This is a genomic window from Flavobacterium sp. GNP008 (assembly GCF_056428965.1).
The window spans coordinates 271570-288359 of sequence record NZ_JBWJVL010000001.1; the positions used below are offsets into that span (position 1 = coordinate 271570).

15 protein-coding genes are annotated in these 16790 nt (G+C 30.1%); all 15 read right to left on the reverse strand.

The annotated features are described in order from the left end of the window. Window positions 1-27: 27 nt before the first annotated feature. The 15 genes from AC0608_RS01235 to AC0608_RS01305 all read right to left on the reverse strand — a co-directional run bounded on the left by AC0608_RS01235 (window position 28) and on the right by AC0608_RS01305 (window position 16654). The gene (locus tag AC0608_RS01235) at window positions 28-945 is read right to left on the reverse strand and encodes a glycosyltransferase family 2 protein (protein WP_478287854.1); all 918 of its coding nucleotides are present in this window, start codon (window positions 943-945) and stop codon (window positions 28-30) included. Continuing rightward, window positions 942-1895, reverse strand: a complete 954-nt coding sequence (locus AC0608_RS01240) for a glycosyltransferase family A protein (protein WP_478287855.1) — start codon at window positions 1893-1895, stop codon at window positions 942-944. Before AC0608_RS01240 ends, AC0608_RS01235 begins: the two co-directional genes overlap by 4 nt. Before the next feature lie 88 nt (window positions 1896-1983). Further along, window positions 1984-3189 (reverse strand): hypothetical protein, encoded by a 1206-nt coding sequence (locus AC0608_RS01245; protein WP_478287856.1) that lies wholly within the window; start codon window positions 3187-3189, stop codon window positions 1984-1986. Then, the gene (locus AC0608_RS01250) at window positions 3143-4129 is read right to left on the reverse strand and encodes a glycosyltransferase family 2 protein (RefSeq protein WP_478287857.1); all 987 of its coding nucleotides are present in this window, start codon (window positions 4127-4129) and stop codon (window positions 3143-3145) included. Before AC0608_RS01250 ends, AC0608_RS01245 begins: the two co-directional genes overlap by 47 nt. Beyond that, window positions 4126-4962, reverse strand: coding sequence for a glycosyltransferase family 2 protein (locus AC0608_RS01255; RefSeq protein WP_478287858.1), 837 nt, complete (start codon window positions 4960-4962; stop codon window positions 4126-4128). Before AC0608_RS01255 ends, AC0608_RS01250 begins: the two co-directional genes overlap by 4 nt. Continuing rightward, a complete protein-coding gene (locus AC0608_RS01260; protein WP_478287859.1) occupies window positions 4944-5861 on the reverse strand; it encodes a glycosyltransferase family A protein in 918 nt (305 codons plus the stop codon). The genes AC0608_RS01255 and AC0608_RS01260 overlap by 19 nt, the downstream gene beginning before the upstream one ends. Further along, entirely contained in the window at window positions 5861-6706 is an 846-nt protein-coding gene (locus tag AC0608_RS01265; protein ID WP_478287860.1) for a glycosyltransferase, read from the reverse strand. The genes AC0608_RS01260 and AC0608_RS01265 overlap by 1 nt, the downstream gene beginning before the upstream one ends. 59 nt (window positions 6707-6765) lie before the next feature. Then, window positions 6766-7695: a glycosyltransferase family 2 protein gene (locus tag AC0608_RS01270; RefSeq protein ID WP_478287861.1), complete on the reverse strand. Its 930-nt coding sequence runs from the start codon at window positions 7693-7695 to the stop codon at window positions 6766-6768. Continuing rightward, entirely contained in the window at window positions 7683-8507 is an 825-nt protein-coding gene (locus AC0608_RS01275) for a glycosyltransferase family 2 protein (protein WP_478287862.1), read from the reverse strand. The genes AC0608_RS01270 and AC0608_RS01275 overlap by 13 nt, the downstream gene beginning before the upstream one ends. A 49-nt stretch (window positions 8508-8556) precedes the next feature. After that, window positions 8557-9273, reverse strand: a complete 717-nt coding sequence (locus AC0608_RS01280; RefSeq protein ID WP_478287863.1) for a class I SAM-dependent methyltransferase — start codon at window positions 9271-9273, stop codon at window positions 8557-8559. A gap of 45 nt (window positions 9274-9318) precedes the next feature. Continuing rightward, window positions 9319-10581: an ABC transporter ATP-binding protein gene (locus tag AC0608_RS01285; RefSeq protein WP_478287864.1), complete on the reverse strand. Its 1263-nt coding sequence runs from the start codon at window positions 10579-10581 to the stop codon at window positions 9319-9321. A gap of 122 nt (window positions 10582-10703) precedes the next feature. Then, a complete protein-coding gene (locus AC0608_RS01290; RefSeq protein WP_478287865.1) occupies window positions 10704-11573 on the reverse strand; it encodes an ABC transporter permease in 870 nt (289 codons plus the stop codon). A 330-nt stretch (window positions 11574-11903) separates the two neighbouring features. Further along, complete coding sequence (locus tag AC0608_RS01295; protein WP_478287866.1) at window positions 11904-12416, reverse strand: hypothetical protein; 513 nt, start codon at window positions 12414-12416, stop codon at window positions 11904-11906. 557 nt (window positions 12417-12973) lie between these two features. Beyond that, window positions 12974-14140 carry an acyl-CoA dehydrogenase family protein gene (locus tag AC0608_RS01300; protein WP_478287867.1) on the reverse strand — a complete coding sequence of 389 codons (1167 nt, stop codon included), beginning with the start codon at window positions 14138-14140 and terminating at the stop codon, window positions 12974-12976. Between the two features lie 546 nt (window positions 14141-14686). Further along, window positions 14687-16654 carry a polysaccharide biosynthesis protein gene (locus AC0608_RS01305; RefSeq protein WP_478287868.1) on the reverse strand — a complete coding sequence of 656 codons (1968 nt, stop codon included), beginning with the start codon at window positions 16652-16654 and terminating at the stop codon, window positions 14687-14689. Window positions 16655-16790 lie beyond the last annotated feature (136 nt).

The following is a 16790-nucleotide window of genomic DNA, read 5'->3' on the forward strand; positions in this document are numbered from 1 at the left end:
AAACAAGATGCTTTTTTATTTCTTTAATTAATTTTTATTGTTATTTGGTTGCCAATATATTTTAGTCGCAGGTAGCTTTTGAAATTGATCATATTCTTTATTAGTCAATCGATTTTTGTTTTTAATGATTTTGGGCAGTGCCAAAAATAAATCTAATGCTGCCAAAAACAAGGCTTTTAAAACTTTTAAATCCCCTTTAAAAACTTTATACCTCATTTGAACCGCAATAGAATACATTATTTTTTTCGGAATTTTTCGCAAAGGGTAAAACATAAAAAATAAATACCACCCGGAACGCAATGACATTCTCAAGCGTTGTGTATAATCCTTATTATTTTTTCTTGCCTTTATATTTACCCGATGATTGACTAAAACTTCAGGCAAATAATGAATTTCCCAGTTTTTTTTAAAGAGTTCGTAAGACACAAAATCTTCCTCTCCATAAAAAACAAACCAATCCGGATAATTAGGTATATCGCGCCAAGCTTTCATCCGCCATACATGTGCACAGCCTACAAACCCTTGTACTCGTACTCTTTTATCGGAAGACACGCTTTCTTTCGGCTCTTCTAACCCCCAGAAAATTCGAAGTGCAATTATACCACAATTCGTATTGTATTTAAAATGTTCTTGTATGGAATGTAATGGATTTCCAGTAATGAAATGCGCATCATCATCTAAAGAAATAGCAAACTCTGTTTTAACTAAGCTTAACAATCGATTTCTACTGAATATAAGCCCTTTACTTACTTTGTTTTGAATTAGTTCAATATCTGGATAATTCGTTTGTAGAAAAATACTTGTTCCATCGGTAGATCCATCATCACAAATAATGCATTTTACATTTTCTTTTTCCAATAAATATTGAATTTTATCCAAGGTAAATATCAAATCCTTTATTCGATTTTTGGTTGTAATAAGAATAGTAAAAATTATCTTATTCATCGAATGCTACTATAAAATATTGAAAAAATAGTTTTTAAAATTTGTTTTTTTATACTATAAATTTTATCCTTAATTTTTGTGTTAAACAAATCAGCCTGCACTTCATTTTTAATTATTTTATTTTCGTTCTTATTCGTTTCTTTATTTAAATGTTGAATATCAATCATCCAATCTTCCAACGTATTCCCAATATGATATGCATAATTATTATAAGTAGCTAACCGTAATTTACCTGATTTATCAATAGGAGTGTCAACATAATTATGTTCTGAGTTACCTCCCACAAGAGTTAAGGATGGATTAGAGGGGGAAGTATTAAATAAAATGTCCCGATTTAGGGTTAATACTTGATGGGCAGAACCTATAATCGCTTTAACTCCATTATTTTCTACAACAGGCCACACATTATCTTTATCTTTATCTAAATCCCAATTTATACTTGCTAAAAAACGATTATAATCCTCAAAATTTTCAGGAATAGCAATGAACTTAAATTTTAATCGCTTAAAAATAATTTGTCTTAAAACAGAACTTGTCCCTGCATATAATCCAGTACGAATAGGTATAGGAGAAACAGAACCTACATTTTCAAATTTAATAAAAACTTCTTCTATTTTTTCCTGCCAGCCTGTCCTGAATAAAATATCAGAGTCTGAGAGTGTAATCAGCTGCTCTCTGACACCTCTAGCTGCTCCAATTTGAGCATCAATTTTACCAATATTTACATTATGAGATATCACGGTATCAATTTTTTGTTCTTTTAAATACTCTGCTAATAAATCAACTACTTTACTGTAAGAACCATTATTTACTACAGTTATTAATGCACTAGAATTAATCGTATAAACTAGAGAATCTAAACATGCTTTAAATACAGCTAGCGAATCTTTATAAAAACCTTTTTCATGAGGTATATAAACTACAATCACTATCCTGTGATTTGTTGTCATTATAACTTTTTTCTCTTGCTTTTGTGGATTTGATCCTATTCGCATATAATCATATAGATTTATAAATACTAAAACTATAATTTATATTTTAAATACATATTATATTTTGTAAACTTCTCTTGAAATTTTCATCAGAAAAATAATCTCCAAATGGATAAACGGGTACGTTAGAATTCATCCTATCGATTATTAAATTCTCTAATTTCAACTTTGCCTCTTCTTGGTTATTCATATTTGCAATGTATTTTTCTTCTTTTACTATTTTTCTTAATTCGCTATCTAACGGCGAAATAGATAGTATCGGTTTATTAATTGATGCTAAAAAAGGAGCTTTCCCTACTAAAATATTACAATATAGAGGTCCGTTTTCTAAAATTACTAAAACATCTGCTTCGTAAATTTGCTCATTTGACGAGTTAGAAAAATTAAGTCCATCTAAAATAATTATATTTGCGGTACTCCTATATTTTTCTCTTAATCTTGCATTTTCTGAGCTTTTGAGTCTTAATATAAAAACGGTGTTTTCTAAATATAATTTATTGCTCTCTACCAGTCCCTGATAGACGTCTAGAAGATTGTCTATATTTCTACCGAATTGAATGGCTCCATGATACGATATTGTTACTTTCTTAGTCTTCTTAATTACCTGATTATTATCTGATAAATCAAATACCTTTTCACAATATTGATGTGGTAAAGTATAAAAAAACTTTTTTGAACCATACAAATACTGCATGTCTTGAGACATTAATATTGCGGAACTCATACAAGTCTTGGCTTGGTTAACAACTTGATACATTTCTTTCATTCTAAAAAGTTCTAAATTAGTCAATTCAGTCTTAGAACCTGCATACCAAAACAACGGGTAAGGATCATGAAAATTAATAATCGCATGTTTCAAAATTGGTAAATCCTTTGTCGCTAATAACATTTCATGATCGAGTCCTGAACTTCTGATAAAAATATGATCGTATTTTTGGTAATTAATCTTTGCAATGTAAGAAGCATATACACTATGAATATGTCTATCCTTTAATGAAATATGAAATAAGCGCCAATAGACTTTATTCATCCATTTAGTGAAAAATGGTATTTTTAGATTTAATATATGTGATTCAATGTTGTCAACCGGCAATAAATACAGTTGATCATTACTCACATATTTTTTCAAATAAACAACATCAATACTAGATTCTGGATAGGTTGTTCTCAGTTTAGATAAGAAAGACCGAGAAACAATACCTTCACTAGTTCCGGAAATTCTTAAATCTTGTGCTATTACTAAAAATTTCATCACATTCTTTTATTTGACGCATTATAATCATGTACAAGCCTATTCTTAATGGTAAAAAAATATAAAAAAACTGCCAATATCGTTTTTCCGTTTTTGACAATTCAAGTAAATTTATACAGTTTTTAAACAAGTTAAATTCTTTGTAAGAATACGAGAATATAACAAAATATTTTATAATTGAACGCGTGAGCAGTTTTTTTTCTTTTAAATTTTTAAGTACTAATAAAACAGCATTTGCATACGATGCCCTTCTTACTGAATTTTTTTTATTAAATTCTCCTGTATTGGAATTTTCATGTTTTCGACCATAAAACAAACATTTATTTATTGAAATCCCTTTAAATCCATTTGATACAATTCGTGCATATAATTCCCATTCTTCTGCATACATCAATTCCTCAACATACTTATCACTATCAAAACATGCTCGTTTCCACATTACTGCGCAAGAATTAAATTGCAGGCTGTTATTTAACATTTTTTCAAGATCGTTTATATCAATATCGAAAAAAGTGTATTTTTTGGAGTAATCAAAATTATAATTGAAATCCTTAGAATGAAATACTTCTCGAATGTACCGACAAAAATAAATATCTCGTTTATTAAATTCTGACACACAAATTTCTAAATTCAGTGGATGGGCGATATCATCATCATCGAAAAAAATAATATAATCCCCTTTTGCCAAATCTAAACCATAATTTCGACAGCCAGGTAATCCTTTTTGGTAGTGATCCGTTCTTACTAAGAATTGAAAACGTTTGTCTTTTTCTAAAATTGGAGCAATAACAGCAAATGTCTCATCAGTCCCTCCATCATCAATTATTAAACATTCCCAAGATTCATAGGTTTGTTTTTGAATAGCTGTCAATGATTCCTCTATAAACATGACTCTGTTATAAGTCGCCATTATAATAGTCACAGTGGGGTTCCGAATCATCTTAACAAAGATTTAAACAGTCTTAATGGTATCAAAAAAACTGATCCGATTTTAAAGTCAATTTTGTTTTTTATTTTGATATTATTACGTTTTTCTAAATCAATTGTATTCAAAAAATAGCTTATCATATCTTCATAATAATTTAAGTATAATTCTTTATGCTTCAAATAAATATACATTTTAATATTTTTATCATGATTAGCATAAGCATCCAATCGCATAGAATGATCATGTTGTTTATAAAAAAACAAAACTTCTGGAATAATATGTACATTCCATCCGTTAGCACATACCCTAATATAGAAATCCCAATCTTCATAACCCTTTTTCATGTTTTCGTCATATCCGCCAACCTCGGACCAGCATTTTTTTCGGAATAATGACGTGCCGTTAGCTGCATTTTGAAATAAAAAATCTTCAATCCTTTTTCCATTGGGCTTGATAAGACAAATTTCTTTTTTATCTTTGTACCGGGATATCCAACTGCTGACCACTCCTATTTTTAGACCATCATTTAAAACTTTCAATCCTTTTTCTATGAAAGAAGCATCATATTTATCGTCAGCATCTAGTGTTAAAATAAAATCGCTTGATGCATTTTTAATTCCAAAGTTTCTTGCGCTTGATAAACCAGAGTTTTTTTGGTAAATATATTTTATTCTTGAATCCTGATTACAGAATATCATAGCTACATCTTCAGTATTATCAGGACTACCATCGTTTACAATAATACATTCCCAATTTTGATGAGTCTGCTCTAAAATAGATTTAATAGCTTCTCCTAGGTATTGAGCTTGCTTATAACACGGAATGACTACTGATACTTTTTCCAAAATATATTCAATTTATTAAACAACATAACATATCCTTTTTTTAAATAACCAAAATTAAAAAAAATTAAGCAATAATAAATAATAAAAATCCATTCAAGTAAATTCAGCTTTCTAGTTCTTTTTATTTCTTTACCGTATTTTTTCATCAATTCTAATCTTTGAACATTATTATAAAATTGAAATTTATTCGAAATCAAAAATTTATAAAATTGAATCTCTGATAAATTCTTTTTAAGGAGATTATCACTCCGCCCAGAAATATTTAGTGAGGACATTCTAACAAAAACAATACTTTCATTAATTGTATAAATTGGCTTATTATCTGAAAAATCTAACCAAGCACGATCATCACTATTCCATCCCAAAGGATAATTATGAAATCCATATTTTTCGTAAGATGTTTTAGAAAAAACATATTCAGATAGTGAGCTGCGTGATACTTTTTTAAATTTTCTGTAAAAAGCATTGTAGGATGTTTCCCAAACTGGATGCATATAAAGATTAGACAAGGTGCTAGAATTTTCAAAAATTAATTTACTAGCAAACCTAACAAGATTAGATTTTAAATTAAAACATTCATAATTTCTATACCAACTTTCAACAACTGTTTTACATAAAACATCATCATCTCCCAAAATCATTATCCATTCTTTATCCTCATTCAAAGAGATACATCTTTCCCATTGTTTTATCAAAGTTTTTCCGCCTATATTAGTTTTAAATCGATGATAAGTAAAATCAAATTTACCCTTATATCTTTCTAACAAAACTGTAGGATCTTCTAGACTAGCATCATCGCCTATATAAACCTTAAACCGCTTATCCGTCTGATTAGATAACGATTCTAAAGTAGCTTCAAAAAAACTAAGTTTAAAATATGGAATTACAATGGCAAGCATTAGATTTTTTTTATAATATTTTTCAAAAATCTTAAGTTATATTTAGAAAATGGTTCAAGTAAAAACAATTGCAACCAAACAGAAATGGCAATTTTTTTACAACCAAAACTTAAACTTTTGTTTATAAATCGTTGGGCATTTGTAATTTCATGGTTTATAGTAACCGCATTTCCAATCACAAAAAAAGGCAATTCCCTTTTGTACAAACTATGTATTTTGTAAATAGCTTCAATCCAATTTTCATTAATAACCCCAGATGAAAAATGTTCTATTAATATTTTATTAGTAACAATAATATCATATCCATATTTCTTATATTCAAAGGAAATGTTTAAATCATAAGCGTGGTATCCTTTCATTTTAGTATGAAATCTGATTCTATCATCCTTTCTCATTGCCATAAAAACACCATCAATAACAACTACATGAACATCTTGCTCTTTATCAAATCCAAAATTGTGAAATTCCTTTTCTTTATTTTTATGATGTTGAATAATATTGATTATTCCCTGCCCTTCATAATTATCCCACCAAGTCGAAGGCATTTTAGTTTTGACTGTTGCTCCCGCAACACCTATCAAACCAATATTATCATTATTATTGAAATTATGATTTATAAAAGCACCCCAGCCAATTGTTTGAAAACAAACATCGTCATGTATCAAACACAAATATCCACCTCTACTTTTTACTATTCCTATATTATAAGCTTCAAAAATAGAATAAAAATTATTTGAATTATCAATAATAACCAACTCATACTCGCAGCCAACCGTATTTTTGATATTATCGTACAATTCCTTGTTAATTGTACTCGCACGTGAACAGATAATTATTGAAAGCATTATTTATTAATTTACAAATCTTGATTTATTTCAGTACAATTTTTCTTTAAATTTATTTTTTATAAAAAAATAAATTTAAAGAAAATTAATACACCCTTTATCTTTTCATTATTTCTAAAATAAAACATACCTAATTCATATTTTTGCTGTTTAATAATTTTCCTATTTATTTTAAGAACTGACATATAATTACTTGGGTTTTTAATAACTAAATAATCAATCATCTTGGTACGCATCTTAAAATCTATTTCAATGAGTGAACTCCACTTTATTTTTTTTCCAGCGCCCGCAATAACACTTTCAGAATGAAATCTAAAATTGTTTAAAGATTCAGAAATATAAGCCACGTTATTGTTGGTAATCAATTTTAAATAAAATAACCAATCACCACAGGTTTTTAAAATTGGATCAATATCTAATTCCATTAAACCTTCAACATTTTTTTTTCTAAATAAAACAGCACTGGCGTTAGGAATTACATTTTTATAAATCAAGAAACGTTCGATAAATTCATTGCCGACTAAAATAAAATTTTTCAAAAAGAAGGTATTATCCAGACTATCCGTATGATTTAACCAATCCCCTTTAATAGTATTAAACTCATTTACCCTCTTTGATTGACAATAAGACAATACTGTTTTATCATCATGAACTAGCGGTTGAATTAATTTCTCCAAAAAATTCAGCTCACAAAAATCATCTGATTCAGCAATCCAAATAAAATCTCCTTTTGCTAAAGCAATTCCTCTATTCCATTGGATAAATGTATTACCCGAATTAGTTTCATTAAAAACACAGTGACTTACCTTGGGATTATCTGCATATTCATTAAGAATATTTCTACTGGAATCAGTACTACAATCATCCAATAATAGTACTTCAAAATGACCATACGTTTGATTGAAAATACTTTCTAAACGTTGTTTTAAAAACTTTTCATGATTGTAATTGGGAACAATTATAGATACTAAAGGAGTTATTTGCTCCATAAACGTTTTTTTATCCTAAACAAAATTATAAATAATAAATCTTTGCTCGTTTTAGCTAAAACTGATTCACTCATTAATTTATCTATATTTAAGGTTTTAAAAAAAGCTTTAGTATATTGTTCATGATATTGCCTACAATATTTTTCAACTATATAGTCTTGATTTTTCAAAATAATTTCATTAGTGAATAACTGACTCATTGAATTTTTCGATACAAAATATTTAAAAGCAATTTTATTTAAGTGATAAAATACAACGTTTATGGTTCCAAAAGCTACCCATAACTCCCAATCTTCATGACCCTGATAAGGCATATTTTCATCATATCCCCCAACCTCTTCCCACAACTTCTTTTTGTAAATTGCACAAGCATCAATATAATTATGCACTAACATTTGGTCCAATTTATAATTACCCACTTCCCAAAAACCATTTTTTTTACCAAAATATTGTGCGTGACCATAGACAACACCTACATCAGTATTATTTTCAAAAACAGAAACTGCATTTTGAACAAAATACTCTTCCAATTGATTATCGGAATCAAGTGGTAATATCAAAGTTCCGATCGATTTATTTATTCCAAAATTCCGAGTTTTGCCCAGACCTTCATTCTGTTTCGTAAAATATTTAAATCTGTCGTCTTTACTAATCCAACGCAATACGATTTCTTCAGTTTCATCTGTTGAGCCATCATTTACAATTATGGCTTCCCAATTTTGATACTTTTGATTCAAAACAGATTCTAATGTTGCTTCTAGAGTAACTTTAGAATTAAAACAAGGGATGACAATACTAACTATTATACTCATGGCTATTAATTTATGCTACAATTAAGTTACTTATTGAGAAAAAATAATCCTATTTAACAACGAATCCATATAATCCTGAATACATCTGATCATTTTTGAAATTTGATTCTTTTTTATCTTTTTTCATTAAAAATTTGACTAGCCAATTCAAAAATGGTTTTAATAGTTTTTGTTTTTGTTGAGGAAGTCTAAAGTCATTCCATAAAGCAAATGATAAAGCTAGATTATAATGAAAGCCTCCCAGAGGCTTAATCTCCCAAGAGGAAAATCCTGTTTTTTTGAAATGCTCTTCTAAAGCAAAAGGAGTAAATCTATGGTAATCATAAGGAGCTTCATGCAGTGGCCAAACACTTGGTACAGTAAAGAAAAATGTTCCTCCAGGTTTCAAAACCCTTTGAATTTCATTTAGAACATGATTTGTATCAAAATAATGTTCTAGAAATTCAGTAGCAATTACAAAGTTTACTGATGCATCATTGAGCGGGATTTTTTTTCCATCCCAATAAAAGTCAGGCTTTACTTGATTATGATATTCCGTTGGTTCAATGTCTATGCCAATATATTTATCAATTGAATCACTTTGGAGATATTCCTTATACGGCATTACTCCGCAAGCAAGATCAACTACTACTCCATGTAATCTTGATTTCAATTCAGTTACAGCTTCTAATAATGATTTTCTAATTACATAAAAAGAAATTCGCATGTTTTTACTCTTTAAATTAATAAACCAATCGCTTTTATAGTTTTTTAAATCATTTGTCATTTTAAATTATTTACTATTAAATTATTCCAGATTTTAAATAAAATATTAATTTACTTCCCAACTTCCTTTATCAATAAATTGACAAACATTTTTTTGCCAACCCCAATCAGGTTCTTTCTGACCTATCATTTCAACTTCAAAGGAACAACAATCAAACTCTTGAAACTTAGACTTTGTTTTTGTTTCTGCTAAATGAACCCGAATACTGTAATTCCCTTTGTACAATAACAGCTCCTTATAAGCAAACACAAGTTTATTTACTCCTTTTTTTCTGCAAATATTTGTATCAGTATCAAAAATATAATCATACAAAACAGGTACTTGCAAATGATTAAGAATTTGAAAAGATAGAGCCATGCATTTAATATCCTCACAAGGCATTGTAACCTCAAATTTAATACTTAAAACTTTAGCGTTTGCTTGCAATGCTCCACCTTCAGAAGTCTTAATTTCTACTTTAGTAACAGTAGGTATATCCATTCTTGCTTCTTGTGTAAAGATACTCCCTCCCTTATTTATTGAAGAGTATAAAGCGATTGCTTTATTAGTTTCTTCAAATGCCAGGACTCTTCCTTTATCCATCACAATCGTATTTTTAGTTAAGGTACTAATAGCACTTAAATCATGACTCACAAACAACACAGTCCTACCGCCTTTTTGTGAGATATCCTGCATCTTGCCAATCGCTTTTTTCTGAAACTCTGCATCGCCCACTGCCAAAACTTCATCGATAATCAAAATTTCAGGCTCTAGAAACGCGGCTACAGCAAAAGCCAAACGCACATACATCCCACTACTATAGCGTTTTACAGGGGTATCAATGTAACGTTCACAACCAGAGAACTCAATAATCTCGTCAATCTTAGAGGTGATTTCTTTTTTAGTCATTCCTAAAATAGCACCATTCAGGTAAATATTTTCCCTACCGGTCATTTCGCCATTGAATCCAGTTCCCACTTCAAGTAAAGAAGCCACGCGACCTCCAAACTTAATACTTCCGGTAGTGGGTGCTGTCACTCGGGATAATATCTTGAGTAAAGTAGATTTCCCAGCTCCATTTTTACCAATAATACCAATAATTTCACCACGTTCTACTTCAAAATTAATATCCTGCAGTGCCCAGACATAATCACTTGTACCTTTTGTACTGCGGTCATTGGTATCGCCAATTTTTAAATACGGATCTTCTTTCCCGCGCACCTGATGCCACCATCGGTTCAAATCGTGCGCCATAGTACCAGTACCCACTTGACCCAGTCGATATTGCTTTGATATATTTTCGGCTTTTAAGATAATGTCTTTTTTCAAAATTAAAATGGGTTATTTGGTTAATCGTCTAACGGGTTAATCGATTAATGGACAATTAAAATAATAATAATAATTTGATTTTATAGCCTGTAATCTGATTACTAAAAACTGAACATTGACCGCTAAACCGTATCTATAAAACTCTTCTCGGTTCTGTTAAATATCAAAACTCCCACTAAAAACACCATTACAGTTACTAAAAACGTATATCCTAATCCCAAAACAGAGATTTGTCCAACATCTAATAGCATGTATCGTGTCGTTTCTATAACATACGCTAAAGGATTATATTCAACCATCCAACCATAATTAGGCAATTTTTCTTTAATTAAGGCCATAGGATACATCACCGCTGATAAATACATCAATAATTGTACCCCAAATCCAACTAAATTACTGAAATCCCGATATTTAGTAACTAAAGAGGAAATCAACATCCCCAATCCCAATCCCAAAATACCCATCATAACAATCAACAACGGAAAGAATAAAGTGGCTCCATTCATTGCGATTAATGCACCTTGATTATAGTAATAAAAGTAAAAACAAATAAATATAAAAAACTGAATCCCAAACTTCAATAAATTAGATACTACAATAGAAAGCGGTACAATAATCCTTGGAAAGTAGACTTTACCAAAAATTCCAGCATTACTGCCAAACGTATTTGATGTACCATTGAGACAGGAAGTAAAGTAATTCCAAACGGTGATTCCCGCCAAATTAAACAAAAAAGGGGGTACGTTGCCTGTAGTAATACCTGCAACGTTATTAAAAATAATGGTGAACGTGATCGAGGTAAATAAAGGCTGTATAAGGTACCAGAGTGGTCCTAAAACCGTTTGTTTATATACCGTTACCACATCCCTTTTAACAAAAAGAAGCAGCAAATCTCTATATTGCCAAACCTCCTTTAGATTAAGTGAGAAAAACTTATTTTTAGGCGTTATTTCAAACAGCCAAGTGGTATTTGTATGTTCGGGTTGGTTCATTGGTATATGCTAAAATCCTAAGATAAATTTTGTCCTTTTGTACCTAGTACAAAGACGAAAGATCTTCTCGTTATTATGTATTAAAGTCAATAATTACTGAGCAAATATAAATCATTTGTCATTAATATTGCATTAAAATCATGCAGTGCTTTAATTCTTTATAGAATATTATTTTAATATCGATGATCTAGAAAAATCTCTTAATTAATCACAGCTTGATCGTAACTCAGGATTCACCACAAAAAAAATCTAAGCTAATCAATAATAAGATTAAAACATTAATTTCATTACTTTCTCATTGATAAAAAAAAGCCTAATAGCAGCAACGACTTATTTTTTCTTTTCTTCTTGGACAATTAGTTTCAAAGAATTGATATAATCAGTATCAAATTCTATAACTCTAATTTTATTTCGCTTAAAACTCATTTCGCCCTCAAATTCTCCTTCAGTTCCTAAAAAATCTATTACAAGTTTTTCCGCATTTAGCTCAATAAATTTCCCAAGATAAACCGCTTTATCAGATTTTTTTGCAATCTGAAAAACCCCATATTTATTCGCTAGAAAATTGATAATTGAAGTTAAATCTTTTAGTGGAATTATTTCCTCTGCACTTGTTTTTAAACCTTTTAGTTTAATTACTCTTTCTGTAAATTCGTGATCTTTGTCTTGAATAATTGATTTTACATTTTCATTTTTTAATATTGTAAAACCATCAATTATAAAATCGAAAGGATTATTTTTCAGTAAAATCCAATCTTCAGTCCAATCAATAAGAAAACCATTAAAGATTTCTTTTTTGTCGTCAAATTCTATTGAAATTAATTGTCGAACGTATTTTTCCATTATATATTTTTTTTAAGTTTTGAGAGCGGAATGCTACTACTTTTCAACTTACATAAGAGCCTACAAACGAAATTTAATTGATTAAAAAGTAAATATATAAGATTACAATTAAAATCTTTTTTTTCAAAAATATCCATTAAAAACTTAGTTATTATTCATAAAAGGCAAAGGCACATACTATTCAGAAAACCTATTCCAAGGACTTAAAAGAATATATTTGAACTTTTCTGTTTTTTACTTCTGAGGTTTAAACAAAAAAAACTCTCTAAAAGAATCAGATCTGGTCTTTTTGTGTGATCGTATACTTTAATTACAATTTTAAAAGAGTTGTATGCTAAGTACAGCTGCTTACAGCTGGGATTTGTTAGTCTTAAGTTATTCCTCCCTCTTTCATAAAAAAGAATTCTTGTGTATACTTCACAAGTATAACATACAAATGAAGATAAACTATTCCGAATTTTAAACAAACCAAAAAGGAATAATAAAATGCTTTCTAGAGTAAAATTAAGAAGTAATAGGTATTCATTCAATTGGTAACACTCAAAGGCGAAGAATAATTAAAAATCATTAAGTAATCCGCGTGCAATGACTATTTTCATAATTTCATTAGTTCCGGCATAAATACGTGCCACACGATTATCAGCATACATCCGAGCAATTGGATAGTCCCACATGTAACCATAACCACCAAATAATTGCAAACATTCATCAACTACAAGTCCACACATATCTGTAGCAGAATATTTAATCATCGATGCACTTTCAGTCGTTAATTTATGTTCCACTAATAATTCGATACATCGATCTAAAAAAGCCTGATGTATTTGTAGTTGAGCGGTACATTCTGCTAGTTTAAATTGCGTGTTTTGAAATCCGGAAATAGGAGTCTCAAAAGCAGTTCGTTGCTTTGTATATGCGATGGTATTTTCAATCGCTCCTTCAGCAGTAGCTACCGCCATAATACCTACGGTCAGACGCTCTCTAGCTAATTCCTTCATCATAATTTTAAATCCTGTTTTTTCGTCTCCAAGTCTATTCTCTTTAGGAACTTTAACATTATCGAAAAACAACTCTGCTGTATCTTGCGATTTCATTCCTATTTTTTTGAAGGGAACCCCTTTAAGAAAACCTTTCATTGTAGATTCTAAAATAAGTAAAGTAATCCCTTCCTCATCTGTATTAGGATTAGTTTTCACAGCCACTATAGCCATATCACACATAAAACCATTGGTAATAAAAGTTTTTTGACCGTTTACAAGATAATGATCTCCTTTATCCTCTGCTGTTGTTCGAAGTGCTTTTAGATCACTCCCACAATTAGGTTCTGTCATTCCTATTGCAGTGATAATTTCTCCTTTGGCCATCAGTGGTAAATATTTTAGTTTTTGCGCCTCAGTACCATAATACAGTAAATAAGGGGCTACAATATCAGAATGCAACGAAAATCCGGGACCAGTGATTCCTTTCTTGGCAAAGGCTTCAATCAACAAAGCATTAAATGTAAAATCTAATCCTCCGCCTCCGTATAATTCTGGCATGTCGAGACACAATAATCCTAATGTTCCTGCTCGCTTCCATATCTCACGCGATACCATTCCATTCTTCTCCCATTCTTCTAAATGATCTATAATATCATTTGAAATAAATTCTTTAATCATCTCTTGCATCATCTTATGCTCTTCGGAGCCATAAATCTTTCGTTCCAACAATATCTTTTGTAGCATTTTACATAGTTTATGGTTTAGAGAATGCTTATTTTAGTATAGCTATTTAAAAAAAACTCAAGTCAGCAATAGTCCATTTATATCTTGCAAAAAATTTCGCTTTATAAAGTTACATAATTTTTGTTTTCAAAATACTTCTATAAATAAATTCCAAGTTGCAATATATTAATGCGGATACAAGTTTTATTTCTTCCTTTTGAATGATAATAAAATTAAACGCGGATATCAGGTTAGATTTACAAAAAAGCTCCAGACAAATTAGGATAAACAGAAAAAGAATAGTGAGTCTAAACAACTTAAAAGTAGGTGCCAATAATAACTAATACAACTTAACTACCTACTACAACTAGCCCATAAATAATTGATTACAAATTTTATCTTCGTTAAACAACAAGATAATTTATACAGTAAAATAAAGGAATAAAAAAGGCTAATCTCCACTAACTTTCTTATATAAATAACTAAAACACAACCTTGATTTAAACAAAAAAGGTTGCAGAGTACGAGTACTTACAACCTTTTTTTGATAACATATAAAAAGGAACTTTACTTATCCAATACTTCATAAGCAGAATTCATACTCTTGAACTCTGGTACAATTTTTTTCATTTGCGCTACAATTGCATCATTAGTAAACAAATTAGAAATACGAATCAACTCATTGATATCCGTATGCAACCCTTCAAACTCTTCTTGAATTTCTTGAGCGATCATGATTTTGGCATGATGCGTAGGTATTGATTTTGAGGTATCATTCAGTAGCTCCTCGTATAATTTTTCACCAGGTCGTAAACCAACAATTTGTATCTTAATCTCTTTTTCAGGAATAAACCCAGCCAATTTTATCATTTTTCTGGCCAAATCAATAATTTTAACTGGTTTCCCCATATCAAAAATATAAATTTCACCTCCATTTCCCATAGCACCTGCCTCGAGTACCAGTTGACAGGCCTCGGGTATTGTCATAAAATACCGAATAATATCCTTATGGGTAATGGTTAATGGTCCCCCTTCGGCTATTTGTTTAGTAAATAAAGGTACTACAGAACCATTTGACCCTAAAACATTTCCAAAACGAGTCGTAATAAATTTTGTGGCTTCTGGACCTTTCGCAATCTGATCTTTTAACTGCAAGGACTGGACGTATTTTTCAGCAATTCTTTTACTAGCTCCCATCACATTACTTGGATTCACAGCCTTATCAGTGGAAACCATGACAAATTTTTTAACGTTATACAAACACGCTAAATCGGCAAGATTTTTTGTACCTGCAATATTAGTAAAAATTGCCTGGCACGGATTTTCTTCCATCAGTGGTACATGCTTGTATGCCGCAGCATGAAAAACAACCTGAGGTTTATACGATTTAAAAACCATATCCATAGCGGCTCTATCTCTAATATCTCCTATAACCGTACGTATTTTCACATTCGTATTAATACTATCGGTTTCTAATTTTAAATGATGTAATGGAGTTTCTGCCTGATCTAAAATAATGATTTTTTTAGGATTAAAAATCAGAACTTGTCTTACAATTTCACTACCTATAGAACCTGCTGCACCGGTAATTAATATTACTTTGTCTTTTAACTGATTTGATATCGACTGACTATCCAGCACAATAGGCTTTCTTTCTAAAAGATCTTCAATTTGTATGGTCTTCACTTTTTGAGAAATCTCTTTTTGGTTTTCCCAATCCGAAATTAGTGGCACTGTGTAGACTTTGTAATTATATTCTAAACACTGATCAACAATAATAATTTGTTCCTCTTTAGATAAAGCCTTATCCGCTATAATAACTCCTTCTGCTCCTATAGAACGCATTAATGCCGGCAACTTTTTCTTTTGCACCAGAATAGGAAGATCCAACATTCGTTTGGATGCATTTTGATTTTTCTTGTCTACAAATCCAACAATTTTGAAACGACATGGAGTTTCAAATTTTAATGCATTGGCTACAGATATTGCATTCGCATCCGTTCCATAAATTACAGTCCGTATTAAATTTTCATTCCTTTTTTCCGAAAAATAAAGTTCAAAAGTTTGTTTAACTACCACCCTATATAAAAATAAACCACAAAAAGACAGTACGATATTAATGAATATAGCCGTATTTAAAAATGCTTTCTGTCCATAGTACAGTTCAAATATAAAATTAAAGATAAGGAATAAGACAAGCACAGCCATTTGCGAAAACAAAAGCTTTACAGCATCGATATAGGATGAATGCCTAATAATTCCAGAATAGGTTCTGAACAACCAAAAAAAGAAGATATTAATTCCAAAGAGAGCGGTTATGAAACTGAAGCTGTAAGGTGTAATGATGTAGTCTAACCCCGTTCCTTTAAATATTAGAATCGTAAAAAAAAACGACAGTACTAAAACTGAAAAATCCATCATAATAATAATCCATCTGGGTAGATAGCTCAAATTATGAATGTTGAATTTCAAATTCTCTCTCGAAAAAAAATTCGATTTTATTGTGGAAGGATCCGTGTTGCTAACATCACTCAAAGTAGTGCTTTTAAAATTATTTATTAATCAAAACAAAAATAAGATTTAATATGTTGATAAATGAAAACAAATCAATTCTATTCTATTTTTCGTATATAAAATTACTAAAAAATTGATTTTAAGGTTTTTAGTAATT

Coding starts and splice junctions, on each gene's coding strand:
- AC0608_RS01235 (WP_478287854.1), bottom strand. CDS start 945: ATGAATAAGATAATTTTTACTATTCTTATTACAACCAAAAATCGAATA.
- AC0608_RS01240 (WP_478287855.1), bottom strand. CDS start 1,895: ATGACAACAAATCACAGGATAGTGATTGTAGTTTATATACCTCATGAA.
- AC0608_RS01245 (WP_478287856.1), bottom strand. CDS start 3,189: ATGAAATTTTTAGTAATAGCACAAGATTTAAGAATTTCCGGAACTAGT.
- AC0608_RS01250 (WP_478287857.1), bottom strand. CDS start 4,129: ATGATTCGGAACCCCACTGTGACTATTATAATGGCGACTTATAACAGA.
- AC0608_RS01260 (WP_478287859.1), bottom strand. CDS start 5,861: ATGCTTGCCATTGTAATTCCATATTTTAAACTTAGTTTTTTTGAAGCT.
- AC0608_RS01265 (WP_478287860.1), bottom strand. CDS start 6,706: ATGCTTTCAATAATTATCTGTTCACGTGCGAGTACAATTAACAAGGAA.
- AC0608_RS01270 (WP_478287861.1), bottom strand. CDS start 7,695: ATGGAGCAAATAACTCCTTTAGTATCTATAATTGTTCCCAATTACAAT.
- AC0608_RS01275 (WP_478287862.1), bottom strand. CDS start 8,507: ATGAGTATAATAGTTAGTATTGTCATCCCTTGTTTTAATTCTAAAGTT.
- AC0608_RS01280 (WP_478287863.1), bottom strand. CDS start 9,273: ATGACAAATGATTTAAAAAACTATAAAAGCGATTGGTTTATTAATTTA.
- AC0608_RS01290 (WP_478287865.1), bottom strand. CDS start 11,573: ATGAACCAACCCGAACATACAAATACCACTTGGCTGTTTGAAATAACG.
- AC0608_RS01295 (WP_478287866.1), bottom strand. CDS start 12,416: ATGGAAAAATACGTTCGACAATTAATTTCAATAGAATTTGACGACAAA.
- AC0608_RS01300 (WP_478287867.1), bottom strand. CDS start 14,140: ATGCTACAAAAGATATTGTTGGAACGAAAGATTTATGGCTCCGAAGAG.